Annotated in this window: 20 protein-coding genes; 8 read left to right on the top strand and 12 right to left on the bottom strand. The window is 71.1% G+C overall.

Features of this window, described 5'->3' with window-relative positions:
• Positions 1-17: 17 nt before the first annotated feature.
• Positions 18-647, bottom strand: coding sequence for a histidine phosphatase family protein (locus tag D7D94_RS12720; RefSeq protein ID WP_156242971.1), 630 nt, complete (start codon positions 645-647; stop codon positions 18-20).
• 20 nt (positions 648-667) lie between these two features.
• Positions 668-1,336 (bottom strand): DedA family protein, encoded by a 669-nt coding sequence (locus D7D94_RS12715; protein ID WP_156242970.1) that lies wholly within the window; start codon positions 1,334-1,336, stop codon positions 668-670.
• 215 nt (positions 1,337-1,551) lie between these two features.
• Between D7D94_RS12715 and aspS the strand changes: the two genes are divergently transcribed.
• Positions 1,552-3,324 (top strand): aspartate--tRNA ligase, encoded by a 1,773-nt coding sequence (gene aspS, locus D7D94_RS12710; protein WP_156242969.1) that lies wholly within the window; start codon positions 1,552-1,554, stop codon positions 3,322-3,324.
• 460 nt (positions 3,325-3,784) lie between these two features.
• On the opposite strand, the gene D7D94_RS12705 is transcribed toward aspS, so the two are convergent.
• The 6 genes from D7D94_RS12705 to D7D94_RS12680 all read right to left on the bottom strand — a co-directional run bounded on the left by D7D94_RS12705 (position 3,785) and on the right by D7D94_RS12680 (position 5,667).
• Positions 3,785-4,087 (bottom strand): Dabb family protein, encoded by a 303-nt coding sequence (locus D7D94_RS12705; protein WP_156242968.1) that lies wholly within the window; start codon positions 4,085-4,087, stop codon positions 3,785-3,787.
• Between the two features lie 16 nt (positions 4,088-4,103).
• Positions 4,104-4,364 (bottom strand): glutaredoxin family protein, encoded by a 261-nt coding sequence (locus tag D7D94_RS12700; protein WP_156242967.1) that lies wholly within the window; start codon positions 4,362-4,364, stop codon positions 4,104-4,106.
• 7 nt (positions 4,365-4,371) lie between these two features.
• Positions 4,372-4,665 (bottom strand): rhodanese-like domain-containing protein, encoded by a 294-nt coding sequence (locus tag D7D94_RS12695; RefSeq protein ID WP_156242966.1) that lies wholly within the window; start codon positions 4,663-4,665, stop codon positions 4,372-4,374.
• Between the two features lie 71 nt (positions 4,666-4,736).
• The gene (locus D7D94_RS12690) at positions 4,737-4,835 is read right to left on the bottom strand and encodes a 30S ribosomal protein bS22 (protein WP_003792170.1); all 99 of its coding nucleotides are present in this window, start codon (positions 4,833-4,835) and stop codon (positions 4,737-4,739) included.
• Between the two features lie 137 nt (positions 4,836-4,972).
• Positions 4,973-5,176, bottom strand: coding sequence for a helix-turn-helix domain-containing protein (locus tag D7D94_RS12685; protein ID WP_156242965.1), 204 nt, complete (start codon positions 5,174-5,176; stop codon positions 4,973-4,975).
• A 74-nt stretch (positions 5,177-5,250) separates the two neighbouring features.
• Entirely contained in the window at positions 5,251-5,667 is a 417-nt protein-coding gene (locus D7D94_RS12680; protein ID WP_156242964.1) for an ArsR/SmtB family transcription factor, read from the bottom strand.
• Positions 5,668-5,735: 68 nt separating this feature from the next.
• Here D7D94_RS12680 and D7D94_RS12675 point away from each other — a divergent pair, with 68 nt between their 5' ends.
• Both D7D94_RS12675 and D7D94_RS12670 read left to right on the top strand, forming a co-directional pair.
• The gene (locus tag D7D94_RS12675) at positions 5,736-7,175 is read left to right on the top strand and encodes a TrkH family potassium uptake protein (protein WP_156242963.1); all 1,440 of its coding nucleotides are present in this window, start codon (positions 5,736-5,738) and stop codon (positions 7,173-7,175) included.
• Positions 7,168-7,839, top strand: a complete 672-nt coding sequence (locus tag D7D94_RS12670) for a potassium channel family protein (protein ID WP_156242962.1) — start codon at positions 7,168-7,170, stop codon at positions 7,837-7,839. Before D7D94_RS12675 ends, D7D94_RS12670 begins: the two co-directional genes overlap by 8 nt.
• 26 nt (positions 7,840-7,865) lie before the next feature.
• Here D7D94_RS12670 and proC read toward each other — a convergent pair whose 3' ends face one another.
• Positions 7,866-8,705 carry a pyrroline-5-carboxylate reductase gene (gene proC, locus D7D94_RS12665; protein ID WP_156242961.1) on the bottom strand — a complete coding sequence of 280 codons (840 nt, stop codon included), beginning with the start codon at positions 8,703-8,705 and terminating at the stop codon, positions 7,866-7,868.
• 80 nt (positions 8,706-8,785) lie between these two features.
• Here proC and D7D94_RS12660 point away from each other — a divergent pair, with 80 nt between their 5' ends.
• The 3 genes from D7D94_RS12660 to D7D94_RS12650 are packed head-to-tail and all read left to right on the top strand — an operon-like array spanning position 8,786 to position 11,018.
• Positions 8,786-9,751 carry a cation diffusion facilitator family transporter gene (locus D7D94_RS12660; RefSeq protein ID WP_156242960.1) on the top strand — a complete coding sequence of 322 codons (966 nt, stop codon included), beginning with the start codon at positions 8,786-8,788 and terminating at the stop codon, positions 9,749-9,751.
• Positions 9,752-9,780: 29 nt separating this feature from the next.
• Entirely contained in the window at positions 9,781-10,704 is a 924-nt protein-coding gene (locus D7D94_RS12655) for an LLM class F420-dependent oxidoreductase (RefSeq protein WP_156242959.1), read from the top strand.
• A gap of 23 nt (positions 10,705-10,727) precedes the next feature.
• The gene (locus D7D94_RS12650; protein ID WP_156242958.1) at positions 10,728-11,018 is read left to right on the top strand and encodes a DUF4287 domain-containing protein; all 291 of its coding nucleotides are present in this window, start codon (positions 10,728-10,730) and stop codon (positions 11,016-11,018) included.
• A gap of 26 nt (positions 11,019-11,044) precedes the next feature.
• On the opposite strand, the gene D7D94_RS12645 is transcribed toward D7D94_RS12650, so the two are convergent.
• Positions 11,045-11,476 carry a nucleoside deaminase gene (locus D7D94_RS12645; RefSeq protein ID WP_156243456.1) on the bottom strand — a complete coding sequence of 144 codons (432 nt, stop codon included), beginning with the start codon at positions 11,474-11,476 and terminating at the stop codon, positions 11,045-11,047.
• 94 nt (positions 11,477-11,570) lie between these two features.
• Here D7D94_RS12645 and upp point away from each other — a divergent pair, with 94 nt between their 5' ends.
• A complete protein-coding gene (upp, locus tag D7D94_RS12640) occupies positions 11,571-12,203 on the top strand; it encodes a uracil phosphoribosyltransferase (protein ID WP_156242957.1) in 633 nt (210 codons plus the stop codon).
• Positions 12,204-12,209: 6 nt separating this feature from the next.
• On the opposite strand, the gene D7D94_RS12635 is transcribed toward upp, so the two are convergent.
• Together D7D94_RS12635 and D7D94_RS12630 are read right to left on the bottom strand one after the other, a co-directional pair.
• Positions 12,210-12,998 (bottom strand): GNAT family N-acetyltransferase, encoded by a 789-nt coding sequence (locus tag D7D94_RS12635; RefSeq protein ID WP_156242956.1) that lies wholly within the window; start codon positions 12,996-12,998, stop codon positions 12,210-12,212.
• Positions 12,995-16,546, bottom strand: a complete 3,552-nt coding sequence (locus tag D7D94_RS12630) for a TM0106 family RecB-like putative nuclease (protein ID WP_246171801.1) — start codon at positions 16,544-16,546, stop codon at positions 12,995-12,997. Before D7D94_RS12630 ends, D7D94_RS12635 begins: the two co-directional genes overlap by 4 nt.
• Before the next feature lie 97 nt (positions 16,547-16,643).
• Between D7D94_RS12630 and D7D94_RS12625 the strand changes: the two genes are divergently transcribed.
• Complete coding sequence (locus D7D94_RS12625) at positions 16,644-17,465, top strand: SMP-30/gluconolactonase/LRE family protein (protein ID WP_173024333.1); 822 nt, start codon at positions 16,644-16,646, stop codon at positions 17,463-17,465.
• The last annotated feature ends 64 nt before the right edge of the window (positions 17,466-17,529 follow it).

Here is a 17,529-nt window from a genome sequence, read left to right as displayed (position 1 = left end):
GCTGTGCGGGCCGCGTCTCAGACCGCTCCTACGTCGACCGCGTCGTCGGTCGCGGCGGGCTCCGCATACCCGACCTCGCGCCAGACGTCGCCCTTGCGCTCGAACGACGTCACGCTCGAGAGCGCGCAGCGGCGCGTGCGGGGGTCGTGACGGAGCGGAAGCCCCGCGACCGAGAGGTGCGTGATCCAGATCGGCGCCTGATGCGTGACGATGGCGACGTCGCCGCCGTCGGCCGCATCCCACGCGGCGTCGAGCGCGGCGTGCATGCGCTCGGCGACATCGCGGTACGGCTCGCCCCAGCTCGGCTGCGACGGGTTCCGCAGATGCCACCAGTTCTGCGGGATGAACACCGCGCGGCTCATGCGCTTGCCGGCGAACGCGTTCCACGGCTCGATCACGCGCTCATCCGCGCGCGGCTCCATGTCGAACAGGTCGGTGAACGGCTCCGCGGACTCGCGCGTGCGATCGAGCGGCGAGCAGACGAGCTCGGCCAGGGGACGATCGAGACCGCGGACGTACTCGGCGGCGGCCCGGGCCATCCGCTTGCCGTCTTCGCTGAGACGGAAGCCGGGGATGCGCTCATAGAGCACGCGGCGGGGGTTGAAGACCTCGCCGTGGCGGATGAGGTGGAGGCGTTCGGCGGGCACGACGTCAGTCTACGAAGCGCTCAGTCGGTGGCGGCCGCGCGGCGCTGTCGGCGCTGCGCCCGCACGCGGACGACGACGAACCAGACCACGGCGACCACGACGGCGACGATGACGACGTTCTGCACGACGTCCATGTACTGCTCGACGATGTGCCAGCCGTTCCCGAGGTACCAGCCCAGCAGGATGAAGATCGTGTTCCAGATCACGCTGCCGGCTGCCGTGTAGAGCGCGAACCGCCACACGGGCATCCGCACCACCCCGGCGGGGATGGAGATGAGACTGCGGAAGATCGGCACGAACCGGCCGAAGAACACCGCCTTGCCGCCGTGCCGGTCGAACCAGGCGACGGTGCGGTCGACGTCGTCGGCCGAGATGAGCGGCAGGCGCTTGGCGACCCACCGCAGGCGATCCACGCCGAACCAGGCGCCGATGCCGTAGAGAACCAGGGCGCCGACGACCGAGCCCACGGTCGTCCAGAGAATCGCCTCCCACAGCGCGAACGAGCCGCGCTGCGCGGCGAGGCCGGCGAGCGGCAGGATGGCCTCGCTCGGCAGGGGCGGGAAGAGGTTCTCCGCCGCGATGGCCACACCGGCGCCGTACGGCCCGATGATGTCCATGAGACCCACGACATGGTCTACGAGTGTGGAGAGCCAGGATCCTCCGCCGGCGGCGGCCTCGGTCGTCGTCATCGGCATGGGCCTTTCCGTCGTTCCGGCGGGTGGTCGGCTTGAGAATATCGGCGTCGCATCCGGGTTCCCTGTGGGGATGGCGCGGCGCGGGAGCGGGGCCATCCACAGGGGAGCGCGCGGGGCCATTCGCGGAGTGCGCGCCGGGCCATCCGGGAAGCGCGGAGGGCGTCGCACCTAGAATGGACGGGTTCCCTTTCCTACCAGGAGGATTCTTCGTGCTGCGCACCCACACGGCAGGCTCGCTGCGAGCCGAGCACATCGGTCAGACCGTCACCCTCACGGGCTGGGTCGACCGCCGGCGCGATCACGGAGGAGTCGCCTTCATCGATCTGCGCGACGCGTCCGGCATCGCCCAGATCGTCATCCGCGACGAGGACATCGCGCACCCGCTGCGCAGCGAGTTCGTCCTCAAGGTGACCGGCGAGATCTCGCAGCGCCCCGAGGGCAACGCGAACCCGAACCTCCCCACGGGCGAGATCGAGGTCATCGCGGCCGAGGTCGAGGTGCTGAACGAGTCGGCGCCGCTGCCGTTCCAGGTCTCGACCGCGCTCGACGGCACCGAGACGATCGGCGAGGAGGTGCGTCTCAAGCACCGCTACCTCGACCTGCGTCGCCCGGCGCCCGCCGCCGCGCTGCGTCTGCGCTCGAAGGCCTCCGCTGCCGCGCGCCGCGTGCTCGAGGAGCACGAGTTCGTCGAGATCGAGACGCCGACCCTCACGCGCTCGACGCCGGAGGGCGCCCGCGACTTCCTCGTGCCCGCGCGCCTCAACCCGGGCAGCTGGTACGCCCTGCCGCAGTCGCCGCAGCTCTTCAAGCAGCTGCTCATGGTCGCCGGCATGGAGCGGTACTACCAGATCGCGCGCAGCTACCGCGATGAGGACTTCCGCGCCGACCGCCAGCCCGAGTTCACGCAGCTCGACATCGAGATGAGCTTCGTCGACCAGGAGGACGTGATCGCGCTCGGCGAGCAGATCGTCCAGGCGCTGTGGCGCCTCATCGACGTGGAGATCCCCACGCCGATCGAGCGCATCACCTTCGCCGATGCCATGCGCCTGTACGGCTCCGACAAGCCCGACCTGCGCTTCGGCAACCCGATCGTCGAGCTGCGCGAGTACTTCGCCGAGACGACGTTCCGCGTCTTCCAGCAGGAGTACGTCGGCTCGGTCGTGCACCCGGGCGGCGCCTCGCTCCCCCGCCGTCAGTTCGACGCGTGGCAGGACTGGGCGAAGTCCCGCGGCGCCAAGGGCCTCGCGTACGTCACCTTCGGCGAGGACGGGACGCTCGGCGGCCCCGTCGCGAAGAACCTCTCCGACGCCGAGCGCGAGGGCCTCGCCGCGGCGACCGGCGCGCAGCCCGGCGACGCGGTGTTCTTCGCCGCGGGTGCGACCACGCAGGCGCAGGCCCTCCTCGGCGCCGCGCGCGTGGAGATCGCCAAGCGCACCGGGCAGATCGACGAGAACGCCTGGGCCTTCGTGTGGGTCGTCGACGCCCCGCTGTTCAAGCCGACCGGCGAGGACGACGACGTCGACCTCGGCCACTCGGCCTGGACCGCCGTGCACCACGCCTTCACGTCGCCGAAGCCGGAGTGGGTCGACCGCTTCGAGGAGGCGCCGGGCGAGGCGCTCGCCTACGCATACGACATCGTCTGCAACGGCAACGAGATCGGCGGCGGCTCCGTCCGGATCCACCGTCGCGACGTGCAGGAGCGCGTGTTCGACGTCATGGGCATCGGGCCCGAGGAGGCGCAGGAGAAGTTCGGCTTCCTGCTCGACGCCTTCGCGTTCGGCGCCCCGCCGCACGCCGGCATCGCCTTCGGGTGGGACCGTGTCGTGTCGCTGCTGGCCGGAATGCCGTCGATCCGCGAGGTCATCGCCTTCCCGAAGACCGGAAACGGCTACGACCCGCTGACCGCGGCGCCCGCGCCGATCACGCCCGAGCAGCGCGCCGAGGCCGGCGTGGACTACGAGCCCGAGGACGACGAGGCCTGAGCCCGAGACGCCCCGGGGCGGCCGCGAGGTCGACCCGGGGCGTCTCTCGTTTCAGTGGTGCCGAACTCGCCGACTCAGCACCAATTCCGCGAGATCCACACCACCGAACCCGGACCATCCCGCCTCAGTGGTGCCGAACTCGCCGACTCAGCCCGCATTCCGCGAGATCCACACCACCGAACCCGGACCATCCCGCTTCAGTGGTGCCGAACTCGCCGTCTCAGCCCGCATTCCGCGAGATCCACACCACCGAACCCGGACCATCCCACCTCAGTGGTGCCGAACTCGCCGTCTCAGCCCGCATTCCGCGAGATCCACACCACCGAACCCGGACCATCCCGCCTCTGTAGTGCCGATCTGGCTGTCTCAGCCCGCGTTCGCGAGATTCTGTGTCGCCGCGGTGAGACGACATCGTCTGGGCGCGGGTAGGCGGGCGTGCGAGCGCGGGGCCCGCGCAGCGTCAGACTTCGAAGTCGATCGCAGCGCGGTCGCCGCGGATCGTGCCGATGTACTCCGCAACCTCGACATGAGCGGGGTGCGACCCGTACGCCTCGAGCGCGGCGAGATCGGGGAAGAGCGCGTCGAGGGCGACGTCGAAGTTCTGCCCCTCGAACGCGACGTTCCGCCCGACGGTCATCTCGAGCAGGTCGGGCACGACGCCGACCAGTCCCTCGAGGCGCTCCTTCATCTCCGCCGCGTGCGCGTCGCGGGTCTCCGCATCCGTCGCGGTGAGCTGGAACAGGACGATGTGGCGGATGGCCATGGCGATGCCTCTCGGGTCAGGTGGCGGAGACGAGCGCCTCGCGCAGGCGGTCCGGCGACACGCGCCAGTGCCCGTGCAGGCGTCCGTCGATGAGGACGACGGGGATCTTCTCCCACCACTGCGCGTGCAGCTCGGCGTCGTCCGCGATGGAGCGCTCGACCACCTCGATGCGGTCGGCGGTCTCGTCGGGGAGCTCGGCGACCACCTGATCGACGACCTCGCGCGCGACGTCGCAGAGGTGGCAGTCGGGCTTGCCGATGAGGGTGACCTGCGTCATGCGGCGCTCAGGCCTCGACGTCGTAGCCGGCCGCGCGCCGCGCGCTGGTGCCGCCGGCGACGTTGGTCGCCTCGTACCCGCGCTCGGTGAGCACCTCGACCACACGGCCCGACCGGCCGCCGACCTCGCAGATGACGTCGAAGGGCTCGGCGGGGAGGTCGCCGAGGCGCGCACCGAGCTCGGACATCGGCAGGTTGACGGCTCCCGGCACGTGACCGGCGGCGAATTCGTGCTCCTCGCGGACGTCGATGAGGGGCACGCCCTCGCGCGCGTGCAGGTCCTGGACGGTGATCTCGTTCATCACTCCAGTATCGCCCGAGAACCAGAAACGCCGGCCCGTGGATCACGGAGCCGGCGTTCGCGGGAAGCCGCTTACTTCTTGTTGCGGCGCTGGTGGCGAGTCTTGCGAAGCAGCTTGCGGTGCTTCTTCTTCGCCATGCGCTTGCGGCGCTTCTTGATGACAGAACCCACGGAAACCTCGCTATGTCAGGGGTTGGATATCCGGCGCGACCGATGTCGCGGACATCCGGGATCGGGCACCGTGAAAAGTGCCTCAGAGCATTCTAGCCCATCACGGGAGGAAGGGCGGAACCGAGCCGCTTCGGCGGTCAGCCGACGTCGGCGATCCGGCGCTCCGAGGGCATCTCGAGCATGGCGGTCACGGCGGACTCGGGGACACGGTAGCTGCGACCGAACCGGACGGCGGGGAGCTCGCCGGAGTGGACGAGCCGATAGACGGTCATCTTCGAGACGCGCATGATCTCTGCGACCTCGGCGACCGTGAGAAACCGCACATCCGGCAGTTCAGCCATACGTCCCACGACCCTCTCTGTTCGATCCTGACAACTCTACGGGCAAACGGAGAGGAGTCTATACCGAGCGGACCTCAGGCCCCCAGGCGTCGCAGCGCGGACTGGACGACGTTCTTGGCCGACGCCGCCGCCCGCCCGACCGACTCCGCCATGCGGGCGGCGGGCTCGGGAAGCGTGCCCGGAAGCTGCGCGGCGACCTCCTCGGCGAGCTCTGCCTCGTCCACGAAGAACGGCACCAGCCAGTCGTCCACCACCTCGAGGGGCGCCGGCGACAGGCTGTAGAAGCGGTGCTGCCCGACTTCGCGCACGGAGACGAGCCCGGCCTCCCGCAGCACCTTGAGGTGCTTGGAGATGGTGGGCTGGCTCACGCCGATCTCGGCGACGATCTCCGACACGCTCGTGCCCTCATGACCATCCGACGACCGGCGGAGCAGCAGCTGCAGGATCTCCCGCCTCGTGCCGTCCGCGATCACGTCGAAGATGTCCGCCATGCCGATAGGTTAGCCGCGCGCGCCGCGGAGTACCATGATGGGCGACTTCGGCACGGAGGGGGATGAGGATGGCGACGAGCCGGTCAGCGGCGTTCGCCGGATCCCTCGAACGAACCTCCCGCGCGGTCGGCGGCTATTTCCGAGACTTCACCACCTCGTCGCCGGCCCGATTCGCGATCCTCGTCTTCGTCTCGCTCATCCTGATCTTCACGGCTCTGCTGTCGCTGCCGATCGCTACCGAGGGTCGCTCCCACACGCCCCTGGCAGACGCGCTCTTCACGGCGGTCTCGACGATCTGCGTGACCGGACTCTCCACGGTCGACATGGCGACGCACTGGTCGGCTTTCGGCCACGCCGTCATCTTCGTGGGTGTGAACATCGGCGCACTCGGCGCCCTGACGCTCGCCTCCCTCCTGGGCCTCGTGATCTCGCGGCGGCTCGGGCTGCGCGCCAAGCTCATGGCGGCCGGCGACACGAACCCGCTGCGCTCGCACGGCGGCCCGGTCAACGAGAGCCAGACGGTGCGGCTCGGGGAGGTCGGCCAACTGCTGCGGGTCATCGCGCTCTCCACCCTCCTCATCGAGGCCGTCGTCGCGGTGCTGCTGTACGTCCCGATCCTCTCGGCGGGATACAGCTGGCTCGACGCGCTGTGGATCGCGCCCTACTACGCCGCGATGTCGTTCACCAACACCGGGTTCACCCCGACGGTGGGCGGGCTCGAGTCGTTCCACACGAACTACTTCTTCCTGAGCGTGATCATGATGTCGGTCTTTCTCGGCAGCATCGGGTTCCCGGTGATCTACGCGCTGTCCCGGCAGCTGCGCGCGCCCAAGCGGTGGCCGCTCCACACCAAGCTCACGCTCATCACCACGGTCATCCTCTTCGTCGCCGGCGGCGTCGTCTTTCTCATCCTCGAGTACGGGAACCCGGCCACGTGGGGTGAGAGCGATGCCTGGGACACCACTTTCCAGGCGTTCTTCCTCTCCGCGATGACGCGCTCGGGCGGGTTCTCAGTTATCGACCCCGGTCACCTGTACGAGTCGTCGATGCTCGCGGCGTCGATGCTCATGTTCGTCGGCGGCGGCTCGGCGTCGACGGCGGGCGGCATCAAGGTGACGACGCTGGCCGTGCTGGCGCTCGCCGTCTGGTCGGAGGCGAAGGGCCGACGCTCGGTCGAGGTGTTCGGGCGGCGCATCCCGAGCGACGTGCAGCGCGTGGCCGTCGCCGTCCTCGCCTGGGGCGCCACGATCGTGGCCCTGTCGACGATCATCATCGCGCAGATCACCAAGGCGCCGCTGTCGTCGGTGCTCTTCGACGTCATCTCCGCGTTCGCCACCGTGGGGCTCTCGACGGGCCTCACCGCGACACTCCCGGATCCCGCCATCTACGTCCTCGCCGTCACGATCTTCATGGGCCGCGTTGGTACAGTGACCCTCGCCGCGGCCGTGGCGGCGACCTCCCGGTCGCAGCACTACGCGCTGCCCGTCGAAAGGCCCATCGTTGGTTGAGCAGATCCGCAGTGACGCTCCCGTCCTCGTCATCGGTCTCGGCCGGTTCGGCGCCGCGTGCGCCGGCGAGCTGGACAGGCTCGACCGCGACGTGCTCGCGATCGACGACAACCTCGAGCTCGTGCAGAAGTGGTCGGAGCGCGTAACGCACACCGTGCAGACCGACGCGCGCAGCCTCGAGGCACTGCAGCAGATCGGCGCGGCCGACTTCCAGGTCGCCGTCGTGGCGGTCGGCTCCTCCATCGAGGCGTCGGTGCTCATCACGGCGAACCTCGTCGACCTGAAGGTGCCGCAGATCTGGGCGAAGGCCGTCTCGCAGTCGCACGGCAAGATCCTCGCCCGCGTCGGCGCGAACCACGTCATCTACCCCGAGCGCGAGGCCGGCGAGCGCGTCGCGCACCTCGTCAGCGGCCGCATGCTCGACTTCATCCGCTTCGACGACGACTTCGTGCTCGCGAAGATGTACCCGCCGCGGTTCATCCGCGGCCGCGGGCTCAACGAGTCGGGCGTCCGCTCGAAGTACGGCGTCACGGTCGTGGGCGTGAAGAGCCCCGGAAAGCCGTTCCGCTACGCCGAGGCGAACACGGTCGTGACGAACCACGACCTCATCATCGTGTCGGGCACGAACCAGGACATCGAGAGGTTCGCGGGCCTCGACCGCTGAGCGCTCGCGGGCCGGCCGCCGAGCGCCTACGCGCCCGCGGCGAGCTCCTTCGCGCGGGCGATCGCGGCATCCGCCGCGCGCTGGAAGACAGCGGCGAGCTCGGCCTCCTGCAGCACGGCGACGGCGCGCTCGGTGGTCCCCTTCGGGCTCGTCACCTGACGTCGCAGCTCCGACGGCTCCTCGTCCGACGCGTCGAGAAGCGCCGCGGCGCCGATGAACGTGCCCTCGACCATCCGACCCGCATCGCTCTCGTCGAATCCGAGCGCGACGGCCGCGCGGGTCAGCTCCTCGATGAGGAGGAAGACGTACGCGGGGCCCGAGCCGGAGATGGCCGACAGCGCGTCGATCCGCTCCTCGGGAACCTCGATGACCGTGCCGACCGCGGCGAACAGCTCGCGCACGAGCGCGGCGTCGTCGTTGGTGGCCGCCGCGCCGCGCGCGAGCCCGGTGACGCCCTTGCCGACGAGCGACGGGGTGTTGGGCATCGAGCGCAGCACCGACACGCCGTCGCCGAGGATGCGCTGGAACGTGTCGAGCGTCACGCCCGCGGCGAGGCTGACCACGATCGCGTCGTCGCGCAGCACGGGAGCGATCTCCTCCAGGAGCGCGGGCACCATGGCGGGCTTCACGCCGACGAGCACGATGCGCGCCTCCGAGGCCGCACGCGCGTTCCCGTCCGGCTCGTCGGCGAGCGCGATGCTCGTGACACCCGGCAGGCCGGCGAGTGCGGCGGCCTTCTCGGCGGTGCGGTTCGTGGCGAAGACGCCGCCCTCGACCGCGGGGCCGTCGGCGACGAGGCCGCGCAGGATCGCACCGCCCATCGAACCGGCACCGAGGAACGCGACGGATGGCAGGGGTCGAGACATGCCCTCATCCTACGGATCGGGCGCGCGGCCATCCGCCTCGTCGCGCCATGCGGCGGCCCCGCCCCGCATACAATCCCTGCATGAGCGCACACGGCGGCGGCAAGGCGATCCTCGCGGCATTCGCGGCGAACCTCGGCATCGCGATCGCGAAGTTCATCGGATGGCTCATCTCGGGTTCCGCGTCGATGCTCGCGGAGGGCATCCACTCGGTCGCCGACTCGGGCAACCAGCTGCTGCTCCTCCTGGGCGGGCGACGCGCGAAGCGCGCGGCCGACCGCGAGCACCCCTTCGGCCACGGCCGGGAGCGCTACGTGTACGCGTTCGTCGTGGCGATCATCCTCTTCTCGGTCGGCGGCGTCTTCTCGATCTACGAGGGCATCGAGAAGCTCACCCACCCGCACGAGCTCGAGCAGGCATGGCTGCCGATCGTGATCCTGCTCGTGGCGATCTGCCTGGAGGGCTTCTCGCTGCGCACCGCGATGAAGGAGAGCAACGCGGTGCGCGACCGCGGTCAGTCGTGGGTGTCGTTCGTGCGGCGCGCGAAGGCGCCCGAGCTGCCCGTGGTGCTCCTCGAGGACACCGCCGCGCTCCTCGGCCTCGTCTTCGCCCTGCTCGGCGTCGGGCTCACGGTCATCACGGGCGACGCCGTCTTCGACGCGATCGGCACGCTGTGCATCGGCGTGCTGCTCATCCTCGTCGCGATCATGCTGGGCATCGAGACGAAGAGCCTGCTGGTCGGCGAGGGCGCGACCGAGGCGGACTTCGACCGCATCGTCCGCGCGATCGAGTCGGGCCCCGAGGTCGAGAAGCTCATCCACGTGAAGACGCTCTACCTCGGCCCCGAGGAGCTGCTCGTGGCGGGCAAGATCGGGCTGCCCAAGGACGTGACGGTCGCGGAGGCCGCGCACGACATCGACGCGGTCGAGGCCCGCATCCGCGAGGCCGTGCCCGCGGCGAAGGTCATCTACCTCGAGCCCGACGTCTACCGTCCGCCGCACGAGCAGGGCCCGCCGACGGAGACCTTCATCTTCAAGTCGTCGAACTGACCCGCGACGCCCGCTGGCAGACTGAGCCCATGGAGTTCTGCGTCTTCACCGAGCCCCAGATGGGGGCCAGCTACGACACCCAGCTCGCGTTCGCGCAGGCGGCCGAGCGGGCGGGCTTCGACGGCTTCTTCCGATCCGACCACTACCTGACGATGGGCGACGACGGGATGCCCGGGCCCACCGACGCCTGGACCACCCTCGCCGGCCTCGCCCGCGAGACGACGCGGCTGCGCCTGGGGACCCTCGTCTCGTCGGTCACCTACCGCTGGCCCGGGATCCTCGCCATCCAGGTCGCTCAGGTCGACCAGATGTCGGATGGCCGTGCCGAGCTGGGGCTGGGAACCGGCTGGTTCGAGGCGGAGCATCTCGCGTACGGCATCCCGTTTCCGAAGAAGCGCTTCGGCCTGCTGGCCGAGCAGCTCGAGATCGTGAACGGGCTGTGGGCCACGCCGGTCGGCGAGCGCTACACGTTCGAGGGCGAGCACTACCGCCTCGTCGACTCCCCCGCGCTGCCGAAGCCCGCGCAGGAACGCGTGCCCGTCATCGTCGGCGGCGCCGGCCTCACCCGCACGCCCGAGCTCGCCGCACGGCACGCGACCGAGTTCAACATCGCGTTCCAGCCGGAGGACGTCATCGCCGATCGCTTCTCGCGCGTGCGTGCCGCGTGCGAGCAGGTGGGCCGCGCCCCGGGGAGCCTGAAGCTCAGCGTCGCGCTCACGACCCTCGCCGGCGGCTCTGCCGCGGACCTCGAGCGTCGCGCGGCCCGCACGGGCACGGATCTCGCGGCCTTCCGCGCCGGGCACAACTTCGCCGGGTCGGCCGACGAAATCGTCGAGAAGGCGTCGCAGCTCAAGGAGCTCGGCGCGACGCGCCTCTACTTCCAGCTCCTGGACATGAACGACCTCGACCACGTCGCCTACCTCGGCGAGGACGTGCTTCCCCGCCTCCGCTGAACCGCCATTCGAGAGGAACGACGATGTCCTTCCAGAGCTACCTCGACAACATCGAGACGAAGACCGGGCTCACGCCCCGACAGTTCATCGACCTCGCCGCCGAGCGCGGATTCGGCCCCGGCACGAAGGCGGGCCCCATCCTGGAATGGCTGAAGGAGGACTACGGCCTCGCTCGCGGGCACGGCATGGCGCTCGTGCACGTCATCACCAAGGGGCCGCGGATCGGCGACACGCATGTCGGCAGCACCGGCAGCCACGCCGACCCGTCGGACATGCTCTGGCTCGACGGCCGCGCGAGCAATCCGAATCTCTGAGTCGGTGCCTGCACCGAGAGGCTGCGTCAGCGGCGCGCGGTGAAGAACGCGCGCAGGCGCTGCACGGCCTCGTCCTCGCGCACGCCGCCGACCACCTCCGCCCGGTAGGGCAGCCGGCGGTCGCGCACGACGTCGTACATGGAGCCGGCCGCACCCGCCTTCTCATCCCACGCACCGAAGACGAGGCGCGCGAGGCGGGACTGCAGCACCGCGCCCGCGCACATGATGCAGGGCTCGAGGGTCACCACCAGCGTGCAGCCCTCGAGGTTCCACGAGCCGATCGCCGTCGCCGCCGCGCGCATCGCGACGATCTCGGCGTGGGCGGCCGGGTCGTGCGTCTCCTCCCGGAGGTTCCGCCCCTCCCCCAGGACACGGCCATCCGCCCCCAGCACCACGGCGCCGACGGGGATGTCGCCGTGAGCTGCGGCCTCGTCGGCCAGCGCGAGCGCGCGGTCCATCGCGGCACGGTCGGCGGCGGAGACGTTCACGCTCCGAGCCTAGATCGCGACGCGCTCACTGCTTCCCCGCACTCCGTCCCGGTAGCCTTTCGGTATGCGCCTGCACGTCGCCGACCATCCGCTCATCACGCACAAGCTCACGGTGCTCCGCGACAAGGCCACGCCGTCGCCGGTCTTCCGCCAGCTCACCGAGGAGCTCATGACGCTTCTCGCCTACGAGGCCACGCGCGACGTCCGCGTCGAGCCGGTGACGATCGATACCCCCGTCGTCCAGACGCAGGGTGTGCGCATCGCCGACCCGAAGCCGCTCGTCGTCCCCATCCTGCGCGCGGGTCTGGGCATGCTCGAGGGGATGACCAAGCTCGTCCCAACCGCGGAGGTCGGGTTCCTCGGCATCGTCCGCAATGAGGAGACCCTGCTCCCCGCCACGTACGCCGAGCGCCTGCCCGACGACCTCAGCGGCCGGCAGTGCTTCGTGCTCGACCCGATGCTCGCGACCGGCGGCTCGCTCGCCGCGGCGATCGAGTACCTCTTCGAGCGCGGCGCGACCGACGTGACCGCGGTCTGCCTGCTCGGCACGCCCGAGGGCATCAAGGCGATCGAGGCGCTCGGCGACGACCGCGACGTGACCCTCGTGCTCGGTGCGCTCGATGAGGGCCTCAACGAGAACGGGTACATCATCCCCGGGCTCGGCGACGCCGGCGACCGCCTCTACGGCACCGTCTGACCCGCCTCAGCTCAGCTCCAGACGCCAGGCCCGCTCCTCTCCGTAGGAGCGGAAACCGGCGCGCGCGAGGATCGGCGCGGAGGTGGCCACTCGCCCCTTGACGAGGGCGGTGGTCGCCCCGAGCTCGCGAGCGAGCCGGAGCCGCTCGGCGAGCACGGCGCGATACGCGCCGCGACCGCGCGCACTCTCCACCGTGGCGGCACCCCACAGGCGCACGAACTCGTCGACGATGGTCGCGCCGCCCGTGCTCACAGGGCGGCCGTCGATGCGAGCGAGCACGCGGAACCCGCGCCCCGCATCCCACTCCGCGACGACCTCCCGGAGCTCCTCGTCGAGCGCGTCCCCGTGGAGCGGCTCCTGGTTCCAGACCGGGACGTTGACCGCGTCCATGTCCTGCACCTGCGCGCGCGTGCGGACGGCCTCCACCGTCACGCCCGCGGCCGGCGCGGCAGCTCCCGACAGCGATGACGCCTCGTCGAGGGGCAGCGCGAACACCGTGACGGTGTCGTCGTGCACGGCGCCGCGTCGCCGCAGCTCCTCCTCGAGCCCGGCGGGTCGGTCGGACTCGCCGATCCAGAACGTGACCCGCGTCTCGCCCCACGCCCTCGTCTGCGCGAGGACCGCGTCGACGGCGGCTTCGGGAGGGCCGGGATGGGCGAAGGCCGAGACCCGCACGCCGCCGCCGAACCGAGCGGGATAGCGGACCATGACGCTGCCGTCGACGGCGTGCTCTGAGCCTCGTGGCAGCCACGTCCACTGCGCGGCGGCTCGGCGGATGTCGTCGGCGCTCGTCATCGCAGCTCTCCCTCCGAGACCAGTCGCGCGAACGCGCTCATGCGCGCGACGCCGGCCGGTGTGTAGGGCAGGTCGTCGAGCAGCGCGGGTGAGTGGAGGAGGAACGCGGCCACCATGGCGCGCGAGATCGCGACGTTGAGGCGGTTCTCGAGCAGCAGGAACTCGGTCCCGCGAGGTGCGTCTTTCCCTGAGGACGCGGCGAGCGTGACGATGGAGATCGCCGCCTCCTGTCCCTGGAACCGGTCGACCGTCCCCACCCGCACCCGCGACCATCCGGCCGCGCGCAGCGTCTGCTCGACGAGCTGCTGCTGCGCGTTGTAGGGCGCGACGACGATGATGTCGTCCTCCGTGAGCGGTCGCGGCGGGCAGACGTCGGCGCCGCCGTCGTCGTCGATCTCGATGCTCGTGAATGCGCGGCCCACGGCATCGCTCACGATCCGGACGACCTCGTCGGCCTCGTCCTGCGACTCGGTCGCATCGCCGCGATGCCGGACGGGCACGGGATGCAGCCCCGGATCGATCCCCTCGACCGTGCGCTGCTCGGCGCCCTCGCGCGACGCGAGCCGGCCCGCGTACGACAGATGGGAGACGGCCTCCGCGACCGCGGGATGCATGCGCCACGACCGGGCGAGGAAGTAGCCGTGCGTCTCGGGCAGCACCTGCCGGCCATCCATCACCCAGCCGAGCGCCGAGGTGTCCACCGGCGCGGGATGAACACCTTGGCTGACCTGCGGAAGCTGCTGCGGGTCGCCCAGCAGCAGGAGGTTGCGCGCAGCGGTCGACACGGCGATCGTCGACGCGAGCGAGAACTGTCCGGCCTCATCGATGACGAGAAGGTCGAGCGACCCGCGCGGGATGCGCCCGGTGTGAGTGAAGTCCCACGCCGTGCCGCCCACGACGAACCCGCCGCGCTGCTCGGACGTGAACCGCGCGACGCCGTTCTTCGCGATCACCGTGAACGACGGGTCGCGGGGCTCCGCGCCGGTCTTCGGCGCCTTCGCCACCCGCGCGCCGTCGACGCCCGCCGCCACGACGCGATCGAGCATGTTCTCCACGACGGCGTGCGACTGCGCGACGACGCCGACCCGGTAGCCGTGCTCGTTGACGAGTCGCGCGATGACGTGCGACCCCACGTACGTCTTGCCGGTGCCGGGCGGACCCTGCACCGCGACGTACGAGCGGTCGAGGTTCTGCACCGATCGCACGATGGCCGCCACGTCGTCACCCGCCGAGGGGACGATGCCGCCCCCGCGCGGCGGACGGCGGCGCAGGATGTCGGTGGCCGGGTCCTCAGGGAATCCGCCCGGCTCCCCCGCGCGCACCACGGTCTCGGCCCAGGCGTCGATGGCGCCCTGCTGGTTCCCGGCGCGGGGCGGCGGGGCGGGGGTGAGGGCGACCGGCAGCTCCTGCCAGGTCTCGCCGTCGGCCGCGCGCTCCTCGATCACGGCGCCGTCGTCGAGCACCTCGATCACGCGCGCCTGGCGCGGCACGTGCATCCACCGCGGCGAAGCCTGGTTCGCGAACGGCGCCGGCCGCGCGTAGAGAAGGAACGGTTCGCTGCCCTCGCTGAGGCGCGTTCCCGGGGCCAGCTCGCCGCGGAGCTCCACGACCCGCCGGAGCGAGCGCGCCCCCTCCGGCCGATCCCAGTCGTCCACGACGCGGCAGCGCGCGATGTCGACGGCCAACACGTCGCGCGTGTCGATCCACAGCCCGACCGGCTCGCGCAGCCGCTGGAAGTGCCCATGCCAGAAGCTCTTCGCCTCGCGCGGGTAGTAGTCGATGGCGGCCGAGGCCAGGCGCAGCGCGTCCTCGTCGGCGCTCGGCGTCGAGAGCGGGTCGGCGGCCACACGCGCGTCACGCCGTGCACCCGCCTGCGCGTCGAGCGCCAGCGCCAGCGGGGACGGCGCGTACGCGAACTCGTCGGGGACCTCCGGCGGCGCCGGCGTCACCCCGGTGTCCCGTGCGCGCTCGACGAGCCAGTCACGCAGCCGTCGCGTCGAGACGCAGTCGTAGCGGTTGTAGTCCGCGAGGTCGTCGAGGATCTCCTGCGCGGCGTCGTTCCGACCCTCCGCCTGCAGCGCCCGCGCCTCGACGTACCGGACGATCGAGTCATCGCCCTTCTGCACGTCCTGCGTCCGCACCTCGTCGCCCATGTACAGCGGCTCGAGCTTCTTGATCGAGTACGACCGCGACCCGACTCGCAGCGCGCGGCGCACGATCGGATACAGGTCGACGAAGAGCTCGTCACGGAGCATCCGATCGACGTCGGCTTCGCGCACGCCGTGACGAGCGGCCATGGCGGCCAGGTGGGTCGGCTCGTACGGCGCGTAGTGGTAGATGTGCATGTCGGGGTGCGCCGCTCGACGGGCCGCCACGAAGTCGCAGAAGCGCTCGAGCGCGACCTTCTCCTCCGCCAGCGTGTGCGCCCAGAGCGCGGAGTACTGCTCGCGCATGTCGACCCATCCGAACAGGTAGTCGATGCCCCAGGCTGCGGCCGATCCCACCCGCTCGCTGTACAGCGGGTCGCCCTCGAAGTCGAAGAACACGTCGCCCACGCTCGGCCGCGGCATCGCCCCGAGAGCCATCGGCTGCACGACCTCGTACGCGGGAATCGGGTGATCGCCCACGGGCTCGTCGCCCGGGACACCAGCCGGGCTCGCCAGCTGCAGACGCGCCTGCGTGCGCAGCGACGCGAACACGTCGGAGTTCATCTTCACGGGGCCGGTCTCCGCGGCCGCGAGGTCGTCGATGGTCTCGATGCCCGTGTCGCGCAGCCGCGCGCGCTGCGACGGACGCATGCCGGCGACCAGAAGCAGATCGCGATGCGCGACGACCTCGAGCTCGCACGTGGCGCACCGCCCGCACGCGGTGATCTGCAGCTCACCGCGCTCGTCACCCCAGCGGATGGCCTCGGCCGCGGCACCGAGATCGAGCCGGCGGTCGGCGATGAGGGCCCGCAGGCGCGCGCGGCGCACGGCGAACATCGGCATGAGATCGGCCACGCGGTGTGTGGACGTCGTGCCGTCGCCGAGGAGGAGGTCCACCTCGTCGGACGTCGGGACGCCCAGCCGCTGCAGCTGGTCGACGTATGCGGCGAGCTGCATGAGCGCGGTGACCCGAGCCGTCCGCGCGAGCTTGCTGTCCTGAACGCGCCACCGGCCATCCGCCTCGTGCACGAGGAAGTCGGCGAACCCGACGAACTCGTCGGTGGCGAAAGCCGCCTGGAAGAGCACCGCCGCGTCCGAGTGCAGCGCCTCGACGGTCTCGGCCACCACGGCGGCGAGCGCCTGCTGGTCCCGCGACGAGACCTTCTCGATCTCGACGACCCGATCGCCGAACGTGTCGCGGTAGGCCTCGAGCACGCGCTCCTCGTGGCGGTCGCCGAGGCGAGCCGCCCGCTCGAGCATGACGTCCTCCGGGTCCTCCACCGCCGCGATGCGCCCCGCCTTGGCGTCGATCGCGCGCAGCCAGGCGAACTCGCACTCGGCGGCCGCCTTGAGGTCGCTGGCGCTCCAGATCACGCGCTGCTCGGTCGGGATGTATCTCACGCCTTCGACGCTAGTCGGGGTCGCCGACATCGGCCTGCGCGCCGGGGCCCTCCCCGCCCCGCGTAGCATCGGGGGCACGCGAACGGAAGGCAACGGCATGCAGAGCACGTCCCCCTGGACCCGACTGACCCGCGACCCGTACCCGCTCGGCGAGGGCCTCCGGCTCGTCGACGGCGTCGTCCACTGGGTCGACCTCGAGGGCGGCGTGCTGCATGCGTGGACCCCGGAGGGCGGGGCCGCCGACACCCATCGCCTCGATATGCCGATCGGGTTCGCCGAGCGCGCGCCCGACGGACGCCTCATCGCCGCGGCGGGCGCGGGCGTCGTCGAGCTCAGCATCTTCGGAGACCACACCCGCCTCGCCGACACCGGGCTCGATCCCGCGCATCACCGCGTGAACGACGGCGCCTTCGCACCCGACGGCTCGCTCTGGTTCGGGACCATGGCGCGCGGCGACGAGCCGGCGGAGGGCTCGGTCTGGCGATGGGATGCCGTGACCGGCGAGGTGACGCGCCTGCTGCCCGACATCGACATCCCGAACGGACCGACCTTCCTGCGCGGCGGCGAGCACGTCCTCATCGCGGACACGACGAAGGGGCGCATCCTGCGTGCGCGCGTCGCCGACGTGACCGCGCTGGAGACGTTCGCCGAGGTCGAGGGCGGATCGCCGGATGGCCTGCACGTCGACCCGCAGGGACGCATCTGGAACGCGATCTACGGCGGCGCGCGCCTGGACGTGTATGCCGTCGACGGCACGCTTCTCGCGCAGGTGCCGGTGCCCGCGCAGAACCCGACGAGCGCGCTCGTCACCCGAGACGGACGCGTCATCGTCACGAGCGCGAGCAACGGACTCGACGAGCCCGGCGAGTTCGACGGCCACACCTTCGCCGCGCCGCTCGCGGCCGTCCTGCCCGCGTAGGCCCGGCCATCCCGCTCGCGTCTCGTTCCGGGCGGCACGTCCTTCCCGGCGACGCGGCATCCGT

This window comes from Microbacterium oryzae (assembly GCF_009735645.1).
GTDB lineage: Bacteria > Actinomycetota > Actinomycetes > Actinomycetales > Microbacteriaceae > Microbacterium > Microbacterium oryzae.
Note: the sequence above shows the minus strand (reverse complement) of the source record. Positions and strands in the feature narration are given on the sequence as shown.

Excerpts from the sequence above, each read along its gene's own strand:
- D7D94_RS12650 (WP_156242958.1), top strand. The coding sequence starts at position 10,728 with ATGTCCTTCCAGAGCTACCTCGACAACATCGAGACGAAGACCGGGCTC.
- D7D94_RS12680 (WP_156242964.1), bottom strand. The coding sequence starts at position 5,667 with ATGGCGGACATCTTCGACGTGATCGCGGACGGCACGAGGCGGGAGATC.
- upp (WP_156242957.1), top strand. The coding sequence starts at position 11,571 with ATGCGCCTGCACGTCGCCGACCATCCGCTCATCACGCACAAGCTCACG.
- proC (WP_156242961.1), bottom strand. The coding sequence starts at position 8,705 with ATGTCTCGACCCCTGCCATCCGTCGCGTTCCTCGGTGCCGGTTCGATG.
- D7D94_RS12705 (WP_156242968.1), bottom strand. The coding sequence starts at position 4,087 with ATGGCCATCCGCCACATCGTCCTGTTCCAGCTCACCGCGACGGATGCG.
- D7D94_RS12695 (WP_156242966.1), bottom strand. The coding sequence starts at position 4,665 with ATGAACGAGATCACCGTCCAGGACCTGCACGCGCGCGAGGGCGTGCCC.
- D7D94_RS12635 (WP_156242956.1), bottom strand. The coding sequence starts at position 12,998 with ATGACGAGCGCCGACGACATCCGCCGAGCCGCCGCGCAGTGGACGTGG.
- D7D94_RS12700 (WP_156242967.1), bottom strand. The coding sequence starts at position 4,364 with ATGACGCAGGTCACCCTCATCGGCAAGCCCGACTGCCACCTCTGCGAC.
- D7D94_RS12685 (WP_156242965.1), bottom strand. The coding sequence starts at position 5,176 with ATGGCTGAACTGCCGGATGTGCGGTTTCTCACGGTCGCCGAGGTCGCA.
- D7D94_RS12645 (WP_156243456.1), bottom strand. The coding sequence starts at position 11,476 with ATGGACCGCGCGCTCGCGCTGGCCGACGAGGCCGCAGCTCACGGCGAC.
- D7D94_RS12660 (WP_156242960.1), top strand. The coding sequence starts at position 8,786 with ATGAGCGCACACGGCGGCGGCAAGGCGATCCTCGCGGCATTCGCGGCG.
- D7D94_RS12675 (WP_156242963.1), top strand. The coding sequence starts at position 5,736 with ATGGCGACGAGCCGGTCAGCGGCGTTCGCCGGATCCCTCGAACGAACC.
- D7D94_RS12715 (WP_156242970.1), bottom strand. The coding sequence starts at position 1,336 with ATGACGACGACCGAGGCCGCCGCCGGCGGAGGATCCTGGCTCTCCACA.
- D7D94_RS12655 (WP_156242959.1), top strand. The coding sequence starts at position 9,781 with ATGGAGTTCTGCGTCTTCACCGAGCCCCAGATGGGGGCCAGCTACGAC.
- D7D94_RS12625 (WP_173024333.1), top strand. The coding sequence starts at position 16,644 with ATGCAGAGCACGTCCCCCTGGACCCGACTGACCCGCGACCCGTACCCG.